General features: G+C 40.8%; 12 protein-coding genes. 11 read left to right on the top strand and 1 reads right to left on the bottom strand.

The features are described 5' to 3' along the window. Window positions 1-4: 4 nt before the first annotated feature. From MED217_RS09740 to MED217_RS09715, 6 genes are all read left to right on the top strand, one after another. Window positions 5-1,831: a DUF885 domain-containing protein gene (locus MED217_RS09740; RefSeq protein WP_009780342.1), complete on the top strand. Its 1,827-nt coding sequence runs from the start codon at window positions 5-7 to the stop codon at window positions 1,829-1,831. Window positions 1,832-2,671: 840 nt separating this feature from the next. After that, entirely contained in the window at window positions 2,672-4,459 is a 1,788-nt protein-coding gene (locus MED217_RS09735; protein ID WP_009780341.1) for an alpha-amylase family glycosyl hydrolase, read from the top strand. 107 nt (window positions 4,460-4,566) lie between these two features. Then, entirely contained in the window at window positions 4,567-6,297 is a 1,731-nt protein-coding gene (locus tag MED217_RS09730) for an FAD/NAD(P)-binding protein (RefSeq protein WP_009780340.1), read from the top strand. Window positions 6,298-6,371: 74 nt separating this feature from the next. Further along, window positions 6,372-7,910 carry a YifB family Mg chelatase-like AAA ATPase gene (locus MED217_RS09725; RefSeq protein ID WP_009780339.1) on the top strand — a complete coding sequence of 513 codons (1,539 nt, stop codon included), beginning with the start codon at window positions 6,372-6,374 and terminating at the stop codon, window positions 7,908-7,910. A 102-nt stretch (window positions 7,911-8,012) separates the two neighbouring features. After that, a complete protein-coding gene (locus MED217_RS09720) occupies window positions 8,013-8,693 on the top strand; it encodes a heavy-metal-associated domain-containing protein (RefSeq protein WP_009780338.1) in 681 nt (226 codons plus the stop codon). Between the two features lie 125 nt (window positions 8,694-8,818). Further along, complete coding sequence (locus MED217_RS09715) at window positions 8,819-11,689, top strand: M16 family metallopeptidase (protein ID WP_040532717.1); 2,871 nt, start codon at window positions 8,819-8,821, stop codon at window positions 11,687-11,689. 148 nt (window positions 11,690-11,837) lie between these two features. Here the strand turns inward: MED217_RS09715 and MED217_RS09710 are convergent, their stop codons facing one another. Further along, window positions 11,838-12,581, bottom strand: a complete 744-nt coding sequence (locus tag MED217_RS09710) for a hypothetical protein (protein ID WP_009780336.1) — start codon at window positions 12,579-12,581, stop codon at window positions 11,838-11,840. Window positions 12,582-12,688: 107 nt separating this feature from the next. Between MED217_RS09710 and MED217_RS09705 the strand changes: the two genes are divergently transcribed. The 5 genes from MED217_RS09705 (at window position 12,689) to MED217_RS09685 (ending at window position 17,567) form a co-directional block, all read left to right on the top strand. After that, window positions 12,689-13,912 carry an Nramp family divalent metal transporter gene (locus MED217_RS09705; RefSeq protein WP_009780335.1) on the top strand — a complete coding sequence of 408 codons (1,224 nt, stop codon included), beginning with the start codon at window positions 12,689-12,691 and terminating at the stop codon, window positions 13,910-13,912. Further along, window positions 13,909-14,658 (top strand): 5-oxoprolinase subunit PxpA, encoded by a 750-nt coding sequence (gene pxpA / locus MED217_RS09700; RefSeq protein WP_009780334.1) that lies wholly within the window; start codon window positions 13,909-13,911, stop codon window positions 14,656-14,658. The genes MED217_RS09705 and pxpA overlap by 4 nt, the downstream gene beginning before the upstream one ends. Beyond that, window positions 14,649-15,374, top strand: coding sequence for a 5-oxoprolinase subunit PxpB (pxpB, locus tag MED217_RS09695; RefSeq protein ID WP_009780333.1), 726 nt, complete (start codon window positions 14,649-14,651; stop codon window positions 15,372-15,374). Before pxpA ends, pxpB begins: the two co-directional genes overlap by 10 nt. Continuing rightward, entirely contained in the window at window positions 15,367-16,242 is an 876-nt protein-coding gene (locus MED217_RS09690; protein WP_009780332.1) for a 5-oxoprolinase subunit C family protein, read from the top strand. Before pxpB ends, MED217_RS09690 begins: the two co-directional genes overlap by 8 nt. Window positions 16,243-16,526: 284 nt before the next feature. After that, on the top strand, window positions 16,527-17,567 hold the full coding sequence (locus MED217_RS09685; protein WP_154648928.1) for a hypothetical protein: 1,041 nt from the start codon (window positions 16,527-16,529) through the stop codon (window positions 17,565-17,567). Window positions 17,568-18,359 lie beyond the last annotated feature (792 nt).

The following is an 18,359-nucleotide window of genomic DNA, read 5'->3' as shown; positions in this document are numbered from 1 at the left end:
ATTTATGAGAGTTCAGTCAGTCATAGTTTTTTTTAGTATTGTGCTTTTTTACAATTCGTGTAAAAATCAAGAAGAAGCGCAGTACACCCAAGCTGAAATAACGGAAGCCAGCGCGTCGCTTAATTCTTGGTTTGATACCAAGTTTGACGAAGATGTCGCCCAATCGCCGCAGTGGCAAACCAGTTTAGGCTTAAAGACAAATTATGGTAAATGGGATGATATTTCATCAGACCAGATGGCTGAAGATCTTAAACAAGCTAAAGCGCGGCTGGATTACCTGGAATCAGAGGTTGATCTGGCCGCTTTAGATAGCGTTACTCAAATAAGTTATAAGCTTTACAAACTCAATCTGGAAAACGAGATCGAAGACTATGAGTATCGTTTTTATAATTATCCGGTCAATCAAATGTTTGGCTTACATGCGAGTGTTCCTGCATTTTTGATCAACAAACATCGCATTGATAGTGTTGCCGATGCTAAGGCATACATTTCAAGAATTAAAGGAGTTAAGCCTTTATTTACAGAGCTTCGCAATCAATTGGGCATTCGTGAAACCAATCAGATCGTTCCGCCTAAATTTGTATTAGATCGTGTGCTTGAAGACAGTCAAAATATTTTAAAAGGTCAGCCTTTTGACGAGTCGAGCACGCAGATGCCAATACTTGCCGATTTTCAATCTAAGGTAGAAGCGCTGGACATTGATACTGAAACAAAGGCAATACTTTTACAAGAAGCTAATCAAGCTTTAAAAGATAGTTTACAGCCGGCTTACGAAGAATTGATCACGTTCATAGAAAGTCAAAAAGTAAGAGCAACTACAGATGATGGCGCGTGGAAGTTTCCCAGAGGAGATAAATTTTATGCAATTGCGCTAAATCGAGCCACAACTACCGAAATGACGGCTGAAGAAATTCATCAATTAGGGTTGGATGAAGTAGAACGCATTCACACCGAAATGGAAGCCATAAAAGATCAAGTAGGTTTTGATGGAAGCTTGCAAGACTTTTTTGAGTTTATGCGTAACGATGAACAGTTTTACTACGAAGATTCAGATGCCGGAAGAGCCGCATATATGAAAGAAGCAAAACGCATTATAGATGCTATGCGTGCGCGTTTAGACGAACTATTCATCACCAAACCCAAAGCGGAAATTGTCGTTAAAAGGGTAGAGGCTTTTAGAGAGAAAAGTGCCGGTAAGGCGTTTTACAATTCGCCTGCTCCAGACGGATCAAGACCTGGAATTTATTATGCCAATTTATTTGATATTAAAGCGATGCCTAAATATCAAATGCAAGCTTTGGCCTATCACGAGGGAATCCCGGGACATCATATGCAACTGGCGATTGCTCAGGAATTAGAAGGAATCCCAAAGTTTAGGAAGTTTGGCGGTTATACGCCGTATGTAGAAGGTTGGGGATTGTATTGCGAGTATTTACCAAAAGAAATGGGAGCTTATGAAGATCCTTATGCCGATTTTGGACGTCTCGCTATGGAACTTTGGCGTGCGTGCCGTCTCGTTGTCGATACAGGTATTCACGACAAGAAATGGACGCGTGAAGAGGGGATCGCCTATTACAAAGACAATACACCCAATGCCGAAAGTGATTGCATCAAAATGGTAGAACGTCATATTGTGATGCCTGGACAAGCAACAGCTTACAAAGTAGGAATGAATAAAATTCTTGATCTTAGAGCAAAAGCAGAAAAAGCACTTGGGGAAACTTTTGATATCAGAGAATTCCACGAGGTAGTTTTAGGGCAAGGTGCAGTACCGCTTTCTATTCTGGAGGAAATGATTGACGATTTTATTGCAGAAAAGCAAAAAGCTTAAGCTTGGTTTATTTACGTATACTGTTTGTCCTATTGGTATTACTAGAGTTGCGCTACCGCAAATTCAAGTCTTCCAGAGAGCTTTGGTTTTGGTTGTTTTTGGTAGCCATTTTTAGTTGGCTAGGCTATATACTATTCCTGATTTTCAGAAAACGTATTCTGATAAGAAGAGACCGTTTCAATTATCAATTTCGAAAACGAGAAAAAAATAAACTAGAGTAATTTCAATTCAACCTTGACTTACAAGAAAAAAATTGAACATATTAAATTGCAGTAAATCTGTGTTTTATAAAAATTAAAGGGGGATGAAATAGGCCTAAAAAAGAAAAACACCTTGCTCGCGCAAAGTGCCTTTCACCCCTAAATTGTCAATGACATTGTAAATTTACAAAATATATTTGCAACTCTTTCTGTTAAAATTCCACTAAATCGTTTTATAATTTTTCGATTTATTACAAACCGTCTAAAAAAGAAAAACACCCTGCTCGCGCAGAGTGCCTTTCACCCCTAAATCATTAATACGTTTAAAATTTAATTCCCCTAATAATTAGATTATAAACGGTAATAATCTTTATTGATTAATACGAGATAAAAGTATTTATATTCTATCAGCAACAAAAGGGGGATTTTCCCCCTTTTTGTTTTTTATGCCTATTTAAACGATTTAGCCTTTTGTTAAAATTTTAGGTTGATTGCATTCTTAAATTTGTAAACGCAGGCTAGTATATGATTACAGAGTATTATGTAATTTTCCGTCATGATTAAATACAGCTTTGTTAACTTGTTCCTACTTATTTTGATCTCTTGCGGTCAGAGTAATTCAATTCAAAAATCAGCTATGATGCCTATAAAGACCAACCAAAAAAAAGTTGTGTATCATGTTTTTACCCGACTTTTTGGGAATACCAACACCACAAATAAACCTTGGGGTACTATTGAAGAAAATGGAGTAGGAAAGTTTGCTGACTTTACTCCTAAAGCGCTTCAGGAAATCAAAGATCTTGGGGTTACACATATTTGGTATACCGGTGTACCACATCACGCGGTGATCACAGATTATACTGAATATGGGATTTCAAACGATGATCCCGATGTGGTCAAAGGTAGGGCGGGATCGCCTTATGCTGTAAAAGACTATTATCAAGTAGATCCTGATATGGCCGTAAACCCGGAAAACCGTCTTGAAGAATTTGAAGCCCTCATCAACCGCACTCATGAAGCAGGATTAAAAGTGATAATAGATATCGTTCCGAATCACGTTGCCCGCAAATATGAAAGCCTGAATACGCCACAAAGCAGCATTGCCTTTGGTAAAAACGATGATACTTCTGTAGCTTACGCTAAGCATAACAACTTCTATTATATTCCCGGTGAAGATTTTAAAGTCCCGGAGTGGCAAAACGGATATCAGCCTTTGGGTGGTGAAGAAGTTAAAACCGCAGATCATAACTTTATAGAGTCACCGGCAAAATGGACCGGTAACGGTTCGCGCGATGCACAGCCTGATCAGAACGATTGGTATGAGACCGTAAAAATCAACTACGGCGTGAGTCCGGAAGGGCATAAGGATTTTGATGAATTGCCTGAGGATGCAGGACATTGGGATTATAAAAAGCACTTTGAATTTTGGGAAGGCAAAGAAGTACCGGCTTCTTGGAAACAATTTAAAGACATTGCTTTATTTTGGATTGCGAAAGGTGTTGACGGGTTTCGCTATGATATGGCCGAAATGGTGCCAGTTGAGTTTTGGAGTTATATGAATGCCGCTATTAAAATGGAGCGTCCCAATGCGTTTCTAATGGCCGAAGTTTATAATCCGCAGCTGTATCGCGAATACATTTTTAAAGGTAAAATGGATTATTTATACGATAAAGTTGAGTTGTATGATACCATAAAACACGTGATGCAAGGTCACGGAAGCACAGATCATTTTGCACCCATTTTAAAATACCAGGAAGACATTGAAGTCAATATGCTGCATTTTCTCGAGAACCACGATGAGCAGCGTATCGCCAGTGATGCCTTTGCCGGAAATGCAGAAAAGGGAAAACCTGCGATGGTTGTTTCGGCATTGATCAGCAAGTCGCCTACGATGATCTATTTTGGTCAGGAATTGGGTGAGCCGGCTTTGGAAGATTTAGGTTTTGGTGACCCTACCCGTACCTCCATTTTTGACTACGGAAGCGTGCCCAGTGTGGTGCGTTGGGTTAATGATAAAAACTTTGATGGTGGAAAATCTACTTCAGAAGAACTAGCGCTTAGAGATTTTTATAAACGCCTATTGAATTTCAGTCTTGAGAATTCGGCGATAATGGGAGCGTATGCAGATATTCACTGGCATAATCGTCAACATACCGAATGGTACAACGACCGCGTGCACTCCTTTGTACGCTGGTCTGAAACCGATAAACTCATCATCGTAACCAATTTTGATGCTAAGGACACCTTTGGTTTTGAGCTTCAGCTTCCGCAGGATATCATTCAGCAATGGAAGCTCAACGACGGAACTTACAAAGCAATAGATCAGCTTTATGGCGAAGAAGAAGCAAGGCTAACTATAGAAGAGCAGTCAGGAAGGATGCGTGTAGATATTAAGCCACTTCAGTCTTTTGTTTTTAGGGTAGAATAAGGCATATTTATGATAAGCTTAATACCTTATGGCTTAAGCTTAACGACTTCCTAAAGTGTTACGCCGTACCTTTATCGTTTCAACTTCATAATCCCAAAATCATTTCTGTGTCAAAAACGTTTAAAATTGGTATTGTAGGTGTGGGACCACGTGGACTTGCAGCTCTCGAAAGTCTTTATGTTGCAAAGAAGCACTTAGATATTAAGCAACCGCTGCAAGTGCTCCTGTTTGAAGCTTCACCGTATCCCGGTGCCGGCCAAATATGGTCTCCCGATCAGGTGGCTACCAATTTGTCTAATATTCACGAGCGTAACTTATCAAACAATTTGGCAGGCCGCGAAGCGCTTTCTTTTGACGAAGTTTACCTTCCACAATTTCCGGGTTATCAGGAATGGTTGGAGCTGATTGAAGGAGAAGCGTCTGGAGACCAGGACCACTTTCCTTCACGCTCCAAAATAGGAAGCTATTTAAACGAGCGTTTTGAGACCCTAAAACAAGCGCTTAGCGGAGCAGGATTATTGGAACTTTATCAACATGAAGTTGTACAGATCGAGCCGGAGGCCTCGGGGTGTACGATCGTGACCAAAGCAGGGGATCACTACAAAGTAGATGAAGTCGTACTCACGATTGGTCATCAGCCTACTTATGATTCTAAGCAATTATCTGAATGGGATGTACACGCCAAGAAACATAACTTAAAACTGTATAAAGATCCTTATCCTGTAGGAGCTTTAGAGACAGATGAGATTACGCCTAAAACGAAAATCGCGCTACGCGGTTTTGGATTGTCTATGGTGGATCAGGTTAGAGCTTTGAGCATAGGTTTTGGTGGTGAATTTGTTCCTATTTCTAATTCCATTGAATTTGAATATAAACCTTCAGCTGAGGCGCCGCGCGAGTTGGTAGCGTTTTCATTAAATGGCTTACCGCCCGTACCTAAACCCCTTTCTGAAGCAATTGACACTTGGTTTAAGCCTACTCCTGAAGAAAATGAATTACTCATCAAGGCGATAGAGACCGCAGAAGCTAACGCTTCTGAAATTAAAGATGCTTCGTTCTTAATTGAAGCTATAGCGCAGATCACGAGTAGTATTTATCAAAGATTGGAGACCAAAGCGAGAACTACTGATCTTTCTTTAGAGCAACTTTCAGCATTAACCTTACAACTGATTAAGAACCCAGGGCATGAACATACCTTACTCGTAAGTCATAATACCGAACCTTTGGAGGCGATGGAGCTTTATCTTAAGATGGCTTGCGGTAAAACTGATATTAGTTTGGATTACTGTCTGGGTCAGGTCTGGCGTTTTGCTTTAAGTGTGTTGTATCACGATTATACCTATATGAATTTAGGAGATGACGCGATGGTAGATGTGGTAAAGTACATCGAGGCCAGTAAACGCTATTCTTACGGACCACCGGTTAAAAGTGTGCAGCAACTTATAGCTTTGGTAAAATCAGAAGTACTGAATCTTAATTTTGTAAAGGATCCCGAAATACAGTTGATCAAAGAAGGCTGGCGCTTAACAAAAGGAGCGCAATCGGTAGCAGTTGATGTGATGGTTAATTCGGTGATCGATGCGCCGCAGCTTAAAGCAGTTAGTAGTTCGTTAGTGGAGCATCTCAGAGAAGATAAGCGCGTTGATGCCGTGAGTTATAAATTAGGTCTGCATACTTTAGAAGATGGCCGTATCATCAGTCAAGGTGGAAACACCCATCAACATATCGCCCTATTAGGAAGGCTTGCCAAAGGCAGTGTTGTGGGAGTGGATGATTTGATCGAATGTTTTGGAAAACCTGCACGAAAATGGGCTGAAGGAGTTCTTAAAAGAGTTTAAACCTTTAAAAACCAGTAAACTAATTTCAAAAGTTGGAAATAATATTGTTTCTTTAGAAAACCAACTTAAAAATTATGCTTACAAAGGTTTATGGCTCAGCGGTTTTTGGCGTTGAGGCTTCTACAATTACGATCGAAGTAAATATTGATAAAGGTATTGGGTATCACTTGGTGGGATTGCCTGATAATGCGATCAGAGAAAGCAATTACCGCATTGCTGCCGCACTTCAGAATAATGGTTTTAAAATTCCCGGTAAGAAAATCACGCTGAATATGGCTCCAGCCGATCTACGCAAGGAGGGAAGCGCCTACGATCTTACGCTGGCAATAGGTATTCTTGTAGCAAGCGGACAAATAAAAGCGGAACATTTAGAGGATTATGTCATTATGGGCGAACTCTCGTTAGACGGAAGTCTGCAACCCATACGCGGTGCTTTGCCAATTGCGATCAAAGCACAGGAAGAAGGATTCAAAAAGTTTTTGCTGCCCAGTCAAAATGCAAAGGAAGCAGCTATTGTGAAAGATCTCGAAGTTTATGGGATAGATTCTATTGCGCAGGTGATCGAGCATTTTGATAATGATGCACCTTTAGAGCGCACCATTGTTGACACGCGTAACGAATTTTTTCTTGCCTTAGAGCATCCCGAGTTTGACTTTAGTGATGTAAAAGGGCAGGAGTCGATTAAACGGTGTATGGAGATCGCCGCGGCCGGTGGACATAATATTATTTTGATCGGTCCGCCGGGTGCGGGTAAAACAATGCTCGCAAAGCGTTTGCCTTCTATCTTACCGCCAATGACCTTACGTGAAGCGCTCGAAACGACAAAAATACACAGCGTCTCAGGCAGAATGCGTGAAAACCTAGGCTTGATGGCACAGCGGCCTTTTAGAAGTCCGCACCATACGATTTCAGACGTCGCACTCGTAGGCGGTGGGGCGTATCCTCAACCGGGAGAGATCTCTTTGGCGCACAACGGAGTACTCTTTTTAGACGAATTGCCCGAATTTAAACGTACGGTTCTTGAAGTGATGCGGCAACCGCTGGAAGATCGTGAAGTCACGATTTCCCGGGCTAAGTTTACGGTGACCTATCCCAGTAGTTTTATGCTGGTCGCCAGTATGAATCCCAGTCCGGGTGGTTATTTTAACGATCCCAGTGCGCCTGTGAGCAGCACACCTGCCGAAATGCAGCGCTACTTGAGTAAAGTTTCCGGCCCCTTGTTAGATCGTATTGATATTCATATTGAAGTGACTCCTGTGTCTTTTGATAAACTTTCTGAAGAACGCAAAGCGGAAAGCAGTGTGGAAATCAGAAAGCGAGTTACCGAAGCCCGCAAACTACAAACCAACCGATTTACCGAAATCGAAAGCATCAATTACAACGCGCAAATGGGTGTTAAACAAATCAGACAGCACTGCGCATTGGATGAGACTTCAAAAACCTTATTGAAAAATGCGATGGAAAAACTTAACCTTTCTGCACGGGCGTATGATCGTATTCTTAAGGTTTCGCGCACCATTGCCGACTTAGAAGCTTCAGAACACATACAGGCACATCATATTACAGAAGCCATTCAGTACCGAAGTCTCGATCGCGATGGTTGGTTGGGATAGTATTTCTAATATTATTTAGAGTATGTCTTAATTATCCAAAATTATTTGATACTGTTAATTTTTTTAAGATACTTGTTGCTTAATCGTTAAACAACTATCAAAATGACCAGAGATGCGCAATTGGCTTTTTGCAAAAGATGCCTCAACCGAGAAATGAATATGAAAGAAGGTATTCTTTGTAAACTCACCAATGAAAAAGCTTCTTTTGAAAATACCTGTATAGATTTTAAAGAAGATACCGCGGTTAAAGTCGTTTCTCATCAAACCGAAGGCTTAGAGATGAGCCAGGTCAGAGAAAAGCTTTCTGAAGAAGATCTGGAATATGTAAAAAGTCAGGAAAATTTAATTCCCGCCGTGATCTGTGGTTTGATAGCCGGTTTAATAGGAGCTATTCTCTGGGGAACTATTACTGTTTTGACTGAGTTTCAGATCGGGTATATGGCAGTGGCGATAGGAGCCGGCGTAGGTTTTACCATTCGATTGATTGGAAAAGGAATCAGTCAGATCTTTGGGATCTGGGGAGGCGCCATTGCATTTGTCGCTGTATTTGTTGGGAACATATTCAGTATTTTTGGGTTGGTAGCCAATGCTCAAGATCTTACGCTTTTGGAGACTGCTTTATATTTTGACTACGCCTATTTGCCAGAACTGCTTTCTGAAACCTTCAGCCCAATGGATCTTCTATTCTACGGAATCGCCATCTATGAAGGCTATAAATTCTCCTTTAGAGTACTCACGCAAGAAGAGCTAGAAAAAATACGCGCAGAGAACGCCGCTGAATAATATGCATCAGTTTTTTGATTTCGTTAAATAAACCCTAATAGTTTTGTAACTTCGGCGCAATTATTGCGTCTTTTCTAACAGTTAGGAACGTATTTAACTTTTTATTAATCAAAAAACTAACATCTATGATCAAAACGAGATGGACACCAATGGCGCTTATGTTGTCATTGTTTGTGGCAACCTTTGTTTCTTGTGAAGACAAAGAAACCGATACGGGCGATGTCGCAGAAGCCAAATTATCAATCGACTACGAGAAGTACGAACTCGAGAACGGGTTAAACGTTGTGCTTCATCAAGACAAGAGTGACCCTATTGTATCTGTAGCCATTCAGTATGGCGTAGGATCTAACCGTGAGAAGAAAGGGCGTACGGGATTTGCACACTTATTTGAGCATATGCTTTTTCAGGAATCAGAAAACGTTCCGCAAGATCAATTCTTTAAAACCATTCAGGATGCCGGTGGTACTTTAAACGGGGGAACCTGGCAAGATGGTACCGTATATTACGAAGTAGTACCTAACAATGCATTAGAAACTGTGTTGTGGTTAGAGTCTGATCGTATGGGCTTTCTTATCAATACCGTAACAGAATCGGCTTTTGCAAACCAGCAAGAAGTGGTTCAGAATGAAAAACGTCAGCGTGTTGATAACAATCCTTACGGACATACCAGTTGGGTGATTGACAAGAATTTATTCCCTGATGGTCACCCGTACAGCTGGCAGGTGATTGGTGAACTTGAAGATCTTCAAAACGCTACTGTAGAGGATGTAAAAGAATTCTACGATAAATTCTACGGCCCTAACAATGCCACGCTTGTAATTGCCGGGGATTTTGAAGAAGGCAAGACTAAAGAATTGGTAGAAAAGTATTTTGGCGAAATTAAAAAGCGTCAGGAAGTAGAACCTTTACCGGTTCAAAACGTAACCTTAGACGAGACCAAGCGTTTGTATCACGAAGACAACTTTGCTACAGCACCCCAGCTGAATATGGTTTGGCCTACGGTAGAGCAGTATACAGACGATGCGTATGCTTTAGATTTCTTAGGCGAAATTTTATCAGACGGAAAGAAAGCGCCTTTATACCGCGTTCTAGTAGAAGATATGGAGCTGGCTTCACGTCCGTTTGCATTTAACAGCTCTGATCAAATTGCAGGGAAATTTAGAGTTTCGGTTACCGCTAACTCTGGTGTTGATCTGGATAGTGTAGAAACCGGAATTAATAAAGCATTTGCGCTTTTTGAAGAAGAAGGCGTGAAGGCTGAAGATATTGAGCGTATTAAAGCAGGTCTGGAAACTGACTTTTATAATGGCATCAGTAGTGTGTTAGGGAAATCGTTCCAACTGGCACAATACGATGTGTTTACCGGAGATCCCGGGTTTATCGAAGATGATATTGAGAATATTAAAGCAGTTACTGCTGAAGATGTAATGCGTGTTTATGAAAAATACGTAAAAGGGAAGCCTTATGTAATGACCAGTTTTGTACCAAAAGGACAAGTAGAGCTTATCGCTGAAAATTCAGAAAAAGCTGAGGTTGTTGAAGAAGAGATCACCGAAAATGTAGAGACCGAAATTGTTGATGCAGATGTTGAGATCGAGAAAACACCTTCTAAGTTTGACCGTTCTGTAGCACCTCCTATGGGAGAGACTCCAGAATTGAATATTCCGGAAAGCTGGACTGCCGAATTACCTAATGAAATGGAAGTTTATGGAATCGTTCAAGACGAACTTCCGCTAGTAAACTTCAGCCTTGTGATTGAAGGAGGACATTTATTAGATGATCTAAACAAAAATGGAGTGGCTAACTTGATGAGCGACATTCTTATGGAAGGTACAGCGACTAAAACTCCGTTAGAATTAGAAGAAGCTATAGACCGTCTTGGAGCAAGCATCAATATGTATACCGGTGATGAGTCTATTGTTTTAAGAGGAAATACACTGGCGCGTAACTTTGATGCGACCATGGAATTAGTGCAGGAGATTCTTTTAGAGCCACGTTGGGACGAGAAAGAATTTGCACGTATCAAAACAAGTACGATCAACGGGATCAAACGTTCTGATGCAAATCCTAATGTGATCGCAAATCGTGTGTATAGCAAGCGTCTCTATGGAGAGAACCATCCATTAGCGTATTCTACTTCAGGAACTGTAGAGTCTGTTGAAGCGATCACAATTCAAGATTTAAAAGACTACTACAACAACTATTTTTCTCCTAGCGTAAGTCGTTTTCACGTAGTGGGAGATATTAGCGAAAGTCAGGCATTAGCTTCCTTAGAAGGTCTTAAAGAGAACTGGGAGGCTAAAGAAGTGACGATTCCTGAATTCCCGATAGAGAACAACAGAGATAAAGCATCGCTTTATTTTGTGGATGTTCCTAACGCGAAGCAGTCGGTGATCAATATTGGATACATCTCTATGCCACGTACCGATAAAGATTTCTATCCTGCAGAGGTGATGAATTACAAATTAGGAGGTTCGTTCAGCGGTAATGTAAACCTGGTATTGCGCGAAGAAAAAGGGTACACCTATGGTGCGCGTTCTGGTTTTAGCGGAAGTAAAATTCCGGGAACTTTTACAGCATCTTCTTCTGTAAGAACCAACACCACCGGTGAATCGGTTTCGATCTTTAGAGATGAAATTCAGAAATATAAAGAAGGTATTTCGCCTGAAGATCTAGAGTTTACTAAAAACGCTTTGATCAAGTCTAATGCGCGTCGTTTTGAAACACAAGGTTCGCTTTTAGGAATGTTGCAAGAGCGTAGTGCTTACGATCTAGATCCTAATTATATCGAGCAGGAAGAAGCAACGATCAAGAATATGACCTTAGAGCAGCACAAAGCTTTAGCCAATAAGTATCTTGATGAGTCAAAAATGGCGTATTTGGTTGTTGGAGATGCGGCAACGCAGTACCAGCAATTTAAAGATATGGGCTTTGACGAAGTAATGCTTCTCGATAAAGAGGGGAACGAAGTTAAGCTTGAAGAAATAAAGAAGTAGACCTTCAATAATTACTTTAATTAGAACCCGCTAAGGCTTGGCTTTAGCGGGTTTTATTTTTGGTATCGCCAATAGGTTGAATATCTAAAGACGTAGCATAAAAGCAAAACAATTACACGCAACGAATGCCACTCGGTGTTTCTTTGAGTCAGTTTACTTTGTCTTGCATCAAGGCTTCTCCTTTTACCAACCAACTAAAACCAAAGGCCTCAACCGCTAACGCTTCCATCCAGAAAGTGAGTTTTAAACGATCGTAGGTTTCGGATGGAATGATATCAAAAAGGCCTAGTACTATAACAAGTAATGCCAGAAGCATTAGTATTCCGCAGGTGCGATATACCCGATTACGCAGTACTTTTTCTCTACAACGCTTGCCTTTTGGAGTGTCTGATTTTACAAATAAGAATAATGACATAAAAGCCAAAGCACTTAAGAATACCGCTGCTGCGATATAGTGAAAGAGCGAGCGCCAGCCTTCTTGCGACTCGTCAAAATACGTTACCGCATACGGCATTACCGCATCACAACAGCTTTGGGCCAAATTACTCGTAGGGAAAAAAGCCACACACAAAGCAGCCATACCGGCAAGGTTTGAAACCCAAAAATCAACAGGTTCTTCGCCGCTATAGACAATAAGAAAAATACCTATAAGACTCACAATGACCGTAAACAGGGTCGCTGCACGTGTGTAGTAATAATGACTGATGGATTCTAACGGACCCGGAAGTTCAAAAAAAGTAAGCGAAATCGCCAAAAGTAAAATAGGGAGCAGCATCCCGGCGGTTCCTACGATCTTACGAAGGGTTTTGCCCTGATGCAGCCAAACCCCATTATCTGAATTGTAGTTTAAGTTGAGGGCGGTATGTGCTTTCTTTTTGTTCTCTGCAGCCATAGTATTAAGGGTTTTAAGTGACTCTTAAAAGTACGTTTTTCACTTTAGCCTAAGGTTTTTGCCGAAATCAAAACAGATGTTTTTATATTTAGGATTTAACAACAGCTATGCGAAATCCTTTTAAGAACATTGGCCCCGGAGCCTTAGTGGCAGCGGCATTTATCGGTCCGGGGACGGTGACTGTTTGTACACTTGCGGGTATTCAGTTTGGTTTTAGCCTGTTGTGGGCGATGACCTTATCCATCATTGCGACCATTATTTTACAAGAAACCGCTTCCCGTATTGGTTTGGTTTCGCAAAAGGGACTATCACAAGTACTGCGTGATGAGTTGCCCGCAGGTATTCTGAGAAAATCGGTTTTAGGTCTTGTTTTAGCGGCTATCGTCGTGGGCAACGCAGCCTATGAAGGCGGTAATATAAGCGGAGGCGTTTTAGGGCTTCAGGCTTTAGGAAGCACAGGCATTCTTGAAGTTGCAGGATATGCTATAAACGGATACAGTTTGCTTATAGGAGCTATCGCTTTCATTTTACTGTATATCGGCAATTACAAAGTGCTAGAAAAAGTCTTTCTACTTCTGGTGATCTTAATGAGTTTGTCTTTTGTGATCACTGCGATACTCACAGGTCCTCAGCTGCTAATGGTGCTTAAAGGCGCTCTTATTCCACAATTTCCTGACGGAAGTATTCTAATGATCGTCGCTTTGGTGGGAACTACAGTAGTGCCGTACAATTTGTTTTTACACGCGTCTTTAGTCAATCAAAAATGGAAGGATAGATCTGAACTTTCCGCAGCAAAAAAAGATACCATTGTCGCGGTGATCTTAGGCGGACTCGTATCTATGAGTGTGATCATTGCTGCGGCTGCCATCACAGGACAAGAAGTGGATGGCGCCAGCGGACTCGCACAAAGCTTAGAGCCGCTCTATGGCAGCGCTGCGCGGTATTGTATAGGATTAGGACTCTTTGCCGCCGGAATTACTTCAGCGATCACAGCACCGCTTGCAGCGGCTTATGTAGCACAAGGATGCCTCAACCTCGGCGGTGATCTTAAATCACGAAATTTCAGATTGGTTTGGATGCTCGTTTTAGTATTGGGCGTGGGGGTGGCAACTTTTGGGATCAAACCTATTGAGATCATTCAGTTTGCGCAGGTGGCAAACGGTATTCTTTTACCGGTAATCGCAGGGATCTTGATCTGGCTGGCCAATCGCAGTACGCTTTTAGGAAATTATCAAAACTCCAAGCTGAAAAATATAATAAGTGTGTGCATCTTGATCGTAACTCTTATATTAGGAGCGCGTGCAATTCTAAGCGTTTTTGGACTTTTATGAGAACAAGTATCGATCTTAACTGTGATTTAGGCGAGGGCATCGGCAATGAAGCCGCATTGATGCCGCTTATCAGTTCGTGCAACCTGGCTTGTGGCGGTCACGCCGGAGATCTAGAAACTATAGATCAAGTGGTTCAGCTTGCAAAACAGTATAAGGTTGGAGTAGGAGCGCACCCTTCTTTTCCTGATCGGGAGCATTTTGGGCGGCGGGAAATGCAGCTTTCGTTCAAAGCACTTAAAGACTCCGTTTTAGAACAAATAGCCCGTGTGAATCAAGCATGTTTGAACCATCAAGTGCCCTTGCATCATATTAAAGCACACGGTGCCTTGTATAATTTGTGCGCTCAAAAAAAGGAATATGCTGAATTTCTGACGGAAATTTTGGCTGAAGCTTATCCCGAAATCCCGGTGTATGTACCTTTTGATTCTGAAATGACCCGTGCGGCAACAGGAAAACTGAAGTTGCTTTTTGAAGCTTTTGCAGATCGTAATTATGAACCTGACGGAAGCTTGGTTTCTCGTCAAAAAGACCACGCGGTGATCACCGATGAAAATGCCTTGATCAACCACGTTTTATGTATGGTGCAGCGCAGCGAAATTAAGACCCTTGACGGTGATATTTTAAAGATGAAAATTGATACCATTTGTGTGCATGGCGACACGCCAAAGGCAGTAGAATTGCTTCAGCTTTTGAATCAAAAATTAGACGAAAATCAGATTAAAAAAACTACCATATCGTGCAAGTAAACCCCACAATAAACAGACTTGGAGAACAGGCAATACTCCTGCAATGGGACTTTGAAATTTCGCCTGAAAACTTGAAGTTTCTACTTTCAGTAAAAAAATACATCGCACAAAATGTAGTTAAACAAGAAGTTGAAACAACAAACACATACATCTCATTATTAGTTAATTATGTTTCTTCAATAGAATCTGTTTATAGCGATTTTGAACGCTTAAAAGCACTTGATTTTCAAAGTATTCCAGTGGAAGCAGTAGCTTCAAGATTGTATCGGGTACCGGTATGTTATGATGCTGAATTTGGTCTCGACCTTGAGTTGTTGGCAAAGGAAAAATCCTTGACGATTGACGAACTCATCCGCTTGCATACCGCTCCGGAATACACGCTTTATTTTATAGGCTTCTTACCCGGATTTTTATACCTCGGCGGGATGGACGAGCGCCTCAAAATGCCACGTAAATCTGAGCCACGCGCATCGGTTTTAAAAGGGGCTGTGGGCATTGCTGAAAACCAAACAGGAATCTACCCAAACAGCAGTCCGGCCGGATGGCAAATTATCGGGAATTGCCCGGTAGCGTTATTCGATCCTAAAAGCGAACCTCCTTGTCCGTTTACTCCGGGAGATCGCATTCAGTTTTATTCGGTCTCTAAGGCAAAGTATGACAAAATTCAACAGGAAGTTCAAGCAGGAACCTATCAATTAATTCCAACTCATGGCTAACATACACGTACTACGACCAGGTTTTTATACCACGCTTCAAGATACCGGAAGACACGGTGTGGCGCAGTATGGCGTGCCACAAAGTGGGGTAATGGACTCGTTTTCTTCCGGAAAATCCAATTTATTACTGAATAACAATCTCAATGCTGCCGTGCTTGAAATCCTGATGACCGGTCCGATATTGGAGTTTAGCAGTGAGACCTACATTGCGGTTTGCGGGGCACAATTTGATATTTTACTCAACGACCAACCCATAAGCCTGGCCAAACGCTATCGCGTACAAAAAGGTGACGTGCTCAAATTTGGCAAACTTCATAAAGGTTTGCGAGCTTATCTTGCCGTTTCCGGAGGTTTTCAATCCGAAAGCGTATTGGGTAGCCGAAGTCAGTATCCCGGCATTACAACGGCTGCTAAGCTTGAAAAAGGGATGTCTTTGGCCATTACTGATGAAGTAGTAACCGCTAAAGCCTTATCTCGTGTAAATTTTGAAGATACCCAACTTTGGGATCCTGCAATAGAAGTCTATCCCGGGCCGGAGTTTGCGTTGTTGAGCACCGAGGAGCAACAACAGCTTTTTGAGCGTTCATTTACGCTGAGTTCTAAGAGCAACCGGATGGCGATCCCGTTTGAAGAGACTTTGAATAATACGTTGAAAGGCATCACTACCGGGCCGGTTTTACCGGGAACGGTACAACTTACCCCAAGCGGAACCCTTATCGCGTTAATGCGCGACTGTCAAGTTTCCGGAGGCTATCCCAGAGTTTTGCAGTTGAGCACATTTGGCATTTGCCAACTTGCTCAAAAACGACCCGGCGAAGCCATTTCGTTTAAACGCAAAGCGCTTGATATAGGTGCTATTTCACGTTAACCTAATAAAAAGCCTACGCACTTTAGAAAAAGTATCACAGCGACAAGCTGTTGGCTTTATAAAGACTTGCGTTGCTATCATTTTCATTTAAAATCGCTTAAAAAGCAGATCGTTTCGACTGCTTGGTTAAAAGGAGTTAAAAGGGGTTTTCTGGTGGCTTTAAGCATAGATCATCCGTTAATTAAGCATTGTTTGCCCATAAACACTGGGGTTTAATGGTAAAACAACGGATAAACTATGGATAAATAATGGTTTAAGCACGCAGGAATTGCGTATAAAACCCGGTGCTTGAACCTGTTTTAGCGCTGGGTTTTATGGCGTGTTTTGCCGATAACAAAAAACACGAATCGACACTAAAAAGTGTTGATATCCCGACAGAGACTCTGCTAATCAACTATATTTGTGTTGATATAACAAGTTGCCACACATACAAGAAAAACATCGAGCTAAACTTAATGAACAGTACTTGGAACAAAATCAAAAACAGAATTAACGATGTATTCAATCCGAAAAAGGAAGTCAAGCAAAAAAATTATTTAGACAAGTTACTTGATAACTTAAAAGAGTCTCAACTCAACAACAGAACTTTGCAATTCCAAATTAAATCAGCAAAACGGAATGGATTTGTTGTGAAAGTTGGCGGAATGTTCGCATTTATTTCATATAATTATATGCCGTGGGAATACAAATCAATTCAACATTGGCGAGGCGTTTCAAAGAATTTAATCAACCAAAAGTTTTTCTGTAAAATACATAGTATTGACGAAAATACAATGCCAATCAGAATTTTAATTAACGCAGAAAGTCACAGATTTGAAGAAAAGACGTTAACTGAGAATGAACAATACAAAGGAGTTGTAATTCACAAATCAAAATATGGTCTTTTTGTAGATTTAGGTTGTCATTTTAATTGGAAGTTTGGTAGTTTTGTTGGCTTAATTCATAAGTCAACTTATAAAAATGACGACAAGTTACTATCAGCAATTGATGGAGATATTGTAGAATCATACTATTTCGGGACAAAGAAAAACGGAGAGATTATTTTGGGAAACAAATACTTTCAAAAAGAATGGTTGACTGGCGAACTTGAAAATTATGTAGGAACGAACAGAATGGCTATGGTAATGACAGACGAAACAGGCAAAAGAGGATATTTTATTGATGGTAAGTTTAGAACAGTAATTCACTTAAACAAAGAAAGGTTTCCCAATAGAAAAAGCATAAAAAAGGAACTGAATAACTTAAAATTGTATAGCGAATTTGAATGTAAAATATTAAGAATTAGTAAAAGTGATAACTTTGTATATGAACCGATTAGTATGTGAAAAAAGTACGTTTGGCAACAACGTATATAGCTCATAGCTAGTTAGTTGATTAATCGAAGTTAAAGCATATTTGGAAAGTCGCCAAATTTTTAAATTTGACGATTTTTAATAAAAGATAAATAGTAAAATTTAAAAATCTGGCTTGTGCTCAATCCGAAGATAATTTTCTAATTTGCACGCTACGAGCCATATACAAGACCGTTAGCTTTAATGCTGGAGCAAGTTTGCGGTTTGAAAAAAGCCTGGTTTATTTTTTGATTTTTTTTTAGAATTTTAAGCCAGATGAATCAGAAAAACTGTGTGCGGAATTTCAAAAATTTTCGGAATTATCACTCAAACGTGGAATGAAAAACAACAGCGGAATTGCTCACTCAAACTCTGAATTGAATTACGCTTGACTTTTTAGCTTGTTTGCGCAATCGGAACTGGAAAAACAACGCTGGAATTGCGCACTCAAACCTGAATTAAAAAACGGTCGGAATTTGAGCAAGTTTGCGGAATGAACTAAAAACGGAAATTAAAGAAATTGGAATAAAAAGCTGACCAAAAAACAAAAACGGAATGAATTATAAAAGCACTAAAAGCTAACAACGGCTATAATTCATTACGGCGGAATTTCCTCGCGGAAATTCCAAGCATTTTTGCTATCTTTCGGTCAACTGCGGAATGACACTCACGTGCCATTCCGTAACGAAATCATAGCCAAAACCGTTACCCACAAGCTGAAACCAGCCGCACAAACAGCACATTTGGTTTTTGCCGACACGAAAGCCAACGCTGAAAAAACCAAAA

The organism is Leeuwenhoekiella blandensis MED217, from assembly GCF_000152985.1.
Lineage (GTDB): Bacteria > Bacteroidota > Bacteroidia > Flavobacteriales > Flavobacteriaceae > Leeuwenhoekiella > Leeuwenhoekiella blandensis.
The sequence above is the reverse complement of the archived record's forward strand: the minus strand, read 5'-3'. Positions and strand labels throughout refer to the sequence as shown.